The 3,889-nt window shown below is 72.6% G+C and carries 3 protein-coding genes; 2 read left to right on the top strand and 1 reads right to left on the bottom strand.

The features are described from left to right. The first annotated feature begins 73 nt into the window (after positions 1–73). The gene (gene sigJ, locus ACWGH4_RS32600; RefSeq protein ID WP_453467207.1) at positions 74–1,096 is read left to right on the top strand and encodes an RNA polymerase sigma factor SigJ; all 1,023 of its coding nucleotides are present in this window, start codon (positions 74–76) and stop codon (positions 1,094–1,096) included. On the opposite strand, the gene ACWGH4_RS32595 is transcribed toward sigJ, so the two are convergent. After that, the gene (locus ACWGH4_RS32595) at positions 1,077–2,264 is read right to left on the bottom strand and encodes a barstar family protein (RefSeq protein ID WP_453467205.1); all 1,188 of its coding nucleotides are present in this window, start codon (positions 2,262–2,264) and stop codon (positions 1,077–1,079) included. The genes sigJ and ACWGH4_RS32595 overlap by 20 nt on opposite strands. Before the next feature lie 386 nt (positions 2,265–2,650). On the opposite strand from ACWGH4_RS32595, the gene ACWGH4_RS32590 reads away from it, so the two are divergent. Beyond that, positions 2,651–3,889: cytochrome P450 (locus ACWGH4_RS32590; protein ID WP_453467203.1), on the top strand; the 1,239-nt coding region annotated here is incomplete at its 3' end.

Genomic DNA, 3,889 nt, shown 5'->3' with positions numbered 1-3,889 from the left:
GCCTCACATTCCGGCACGCCGCGCTGTCGTAACGGGTAGCGGCACAGAAGCGAGCGAAGGAGACGGTCGGACCATGACCACGAGAGCCGAGACCGGCGACGATCAGAGCGATCCGGGCCTCACCGCGATCACGGGTGAGCGGCGTCGGCTGATCAACCTCGGCTATCGACTCCTCGGGTCCCTTGCCGACGCCGAGGACGTCGTGCAGGAGACCTACGCCCGCTGGTACGCCATGTCCGAACAGGAGCGGCAGGCCATCGAGTCGCCCGGCGCCTGGCTGATGACGGTCGCCGGCCGCGTCTGCCTGAACGTGCTCGGTTCGGCGCGGCACAGGCGCGAGACGTACGTGGGCGACTGGATCCCGGAACCGCTGCCCGAACCCACGGAGTGGCACGGCGGGCGCTCCGGCGCCGGCGGGACCGACCCGGCCGACCAGGTCACCGTCGACGAGTCGGTGACGATGGCCTTCCTGGTCGTCCTCGATGCGATGACCCCGGCCGAGCGCGTGGCGTTCGTCCTGCACGACGTCTTCCGCTTTCCCTTCGGCGAGGTGGCCGAGATCGTCGGCCGCACTCCGGCGGCGTGCCGCCAACTCGCCTCGTCCGCCCGCCGGCGCATCCGCAGCGCGCAGAGCCCGGCGGGCCCGAGTGCCGGGCAGGCCGGCATCGTCAAGGAGTTCAGAACGGCGTGGGAGGCCAGGGACATCGGCGCCCTGATCAGCCTGCTCGACCCCCACGCCGTCGCGACCGCCGACGGCGGCGGGCTGGCCGTCACGCACCCGCACCCGATCGTGGGCAGTGAGCAGATCGCCCGCGCCTACGCCGAGATCGCCCGTGTGTCGGGCGACCGCACCACGTTCCTGGAGTGCACGGTCAACGGCCTGCCGGGCTTGGTGGCGCAGCAGGACGGCAACCTCTCGACCGTGTTCGCCTTCGAGTTCGCGGGCGATCGCATCAGGCGTATCTGGGCGGTGAGAAACCCCGAGAAGCTCCGTCCCTGGCGGATCGGCCGAGGAGCGGTCCGGGACACCCCGGCTCTCGGACCGCGGCCGTCACGGCCCATGTCCCGAACACGGCCTAACGCAGCACCACGGTGACGCCCATCCGCTCCAGGAACGGCACCACCGCGTCGAAGTACCCCGCCTCGCCGTCCGTGTCCACACTGACGCCCGCCAAGTGCTGCCGCGCCACGTCCGCGTCGTGCCAGACGAGGGTGAAGGGCGCGGGCGGCGCCTCGCCGTGGCACTGGCAGCCGCGCAGCGCGTTCCAGCACTGGTGCCACCGCTGCCCCGGGCCGCCGATGGCCTCGCCGATCGCGCAGTGCAGGCCCGGGATGTCGGTGGCGTGCCGCCCGTCCATCTCGAACACCGCACCGGGCTGCTCGGGTCCCCCGCACACCTCCGTGAACCGCAGCCACTCGCTGCGCCCGTCGGTCGGGAACCGTGCCCATGCGTTGCGTTCCCGGGGCGGACCCTCGTACCAGGCGTCCCACACGGGCCGGGCCGCGGGCGGGAAGGGACTGCGGCGGAAGAGTCCCCTCTTGAGCGTCACGTCGATCAGCGCACCGCCCAGCGCCGAGGGGCGGCACTCGTCGACATCCGCCGTGATGTGCTCCTCGACCGCGGTCGGCCGGCCCGTACGGTCGAGGAGCCAGAGTTTCATGTGGTCGCCCCCGCCGCCGGGGTGGACCAACCGGCGCACCAGGTTCGGCGCGGGCTCGCACCCGATGAGGCGTACGGGGCGACGGGCCGGGTCCGGCCGGTCACCGTACACGCCCTCCACCCGGCGGCAGTGCCCGAGCGGGCCGCCGCTGGTGCCGTTCAGGAGGGCGACCTCCGTCCTCGCGGGCTCCTTGCGGGAGTAGGGCGGCCCCTCGGTGACCACGCCTTCGAGCACGAGGTCGAGCAGCGTCGGGTCCGCCGCACACGGCCTGCCGTCGATGAGGACGACGTCGTCGAGCGCGCAGTAGTCGTAGGTGTACGGATCCTCGGTGTCCACGTCGTGCACCGTGAAGTGCAGCTCGCCGAAGGGAACAGGCGTGTTCCGCGCGCATCGTTCGGCGGCCTTGCGGAGCCTGCCGGTGGGGGCGCAGCCGAGGAGGGTCAGCCGCTCCCGGAACGCGGCCCGGTCCATGAACAGCCCGTCGGCATCGACGCACCGCGCCCACACCGTCTGCTCCCCGTCCCACTCCTCGCTGACGAGCGCGAAGCGCAGAGGCAGATCCCGCCCCCAGACGACCTCACGCAGCGAACCGTCCTCGTCCACGGTGCCTTGCCCCCTCCGGCCTCCCACGGCCGGGTCGATCATAGGCACGGTGCCGCCCGGAACGGTCCGGCCACGGCGTCGAGGACCACGTGACGTGTGATCGGCCCGCCGCGGCGACAGCGGCGACGCGCACGATGCCGTCGGCGGGGGGCATCGATGCGGGGGTCCGGGCGCGAACGGCGGCGGTGGCAGGTCGGACCGTATGCCCGGCTGAGTGATACCGCGCACAGGCCGTCGAGGACGGTCACGGTGCGTGTTAGCGTCCGCGCGTGACTTTTCCGGCCAGGGACGCTTCGACCTCGGGAACCGCGACCGCGGAGCCCGAGGCTTACGGCGTGCCTGGTCCCAGAGCCGCGGCGCCGTCGGCGCGGGCCTGGAATGTTCCGGTGCCGGGCGAGCGACTCGACCTGTTCGGTGCGGACTTCGTACGCGACCCCTACCCGTGGCTGGACCTTCTGCGCGCCGAGGCGCCCGTGCACCACGACGAGGCGACGGGTCTGTGGCTGGTCAGCCGCCACCAGGACGTGCGGCGGGTGCTGTCCGACGCGTCGGTCTTCCTGCCCGACAACGCCCAGCACGCGGTCGCCCCGCTGCCGGTTGCCGCGCTGCGGAGGCTCGCGAAGGCGGGTTTCACCCTGCCCCCCGCGCTGGCCAACAACGGCACCAGCAGCCATGCCGGGCTGCGCAGGCTGGTCAACCGGTTCTTCAACGCCCGGCAGGTGGCGGCCGCCGTCCCCGTGATCGAGCGCTGCGCAGAGGAGTTGCTGGACGCGGCGCAGGCCAGGATCGACGCCGACGGTCACGAGGACCTGTTCGCCTCCTACGCCCAGATCCTGCCGTGCCGGGTGCTCATGGAACTGCTCGGCGTCCGGGGCGTCACGCCCGGCACACTGATCCGCTGGAGCGACGCGTCGCTGGAGCTGTTCTGGGGCAGGCCCTCGGCCGAACGCCAGCTGGAACTGGCAGAGCTGGTCGGCGAGTTCCACCGATGGCTGACCGACACCGTACGCGGTGCCACATCGTCGCCGGACATTCGGGCCGAGTCGTTCATCGAAGCGCTGTCCCGCCACCTCCTCCCCGAAGGGGAACCGCTGGACACGGCGACCGCGGTCAGCGCCTGCTTCTTCATCTTCATCGCCGGGCAGTCCACCACCGGCCAGCTGATCGCCACCGTGCTGCGCCGGGCGCTCGGCGAACCGGGGCTCTGGCCGCGGCTCGTGCCGGAAGCCGGCCTGGCCGAGGCCTGGGTGGAAGAGGTGCTGCGGCGCGAGCCGCCGGTGACCACCTGGCGCCGGGTCACCGCGCGGCCGGTGGAACTGGCGGGTACGCGACTCCCGGCGGGGGCACAGCTGCTGCTCATGCTGATGGGCAGCGGCTCCGACCCGGCCGTGTTCGCGGAGCCGGAGCGTATGTGTCCGCATCGCGAGAACGTCCGCCACCACCTGGCCTTCGGCGCCGGACGCCACCGCTGTCCGGGCGCTTCCCTCGCACGCACGGAGGCGGCGATCGCCCTGCGGGCGGTGGCACGCCGTCTGCCGGAGATCCGGCTCGCGCCGGAAGGGGCACGCCCGCCGATGCTGGGTCTGTTGTCCTTCCGGGCTCCCCTGGAGGTCAAGGTGGAGCGC

The sequence above is a fragment of the Streptomyces sp. NPDC054847 genome, assembly GCF_053610925.1.
The sequence above is the reverse complement of the archived record's forward strand: the minus strand, read 5'-3'. Positions and strand labels throughout refer to the sequence as shown.

What these genes read in the sequence shown, in the direction of transcription:
- sigJ (WP_453467207.1), top strand. Translation starts at nt 74, where the DNA reads ATGACCACGAGAGCCGAGACCGGCGACGATCAGAGCGATCCGGGCCTC.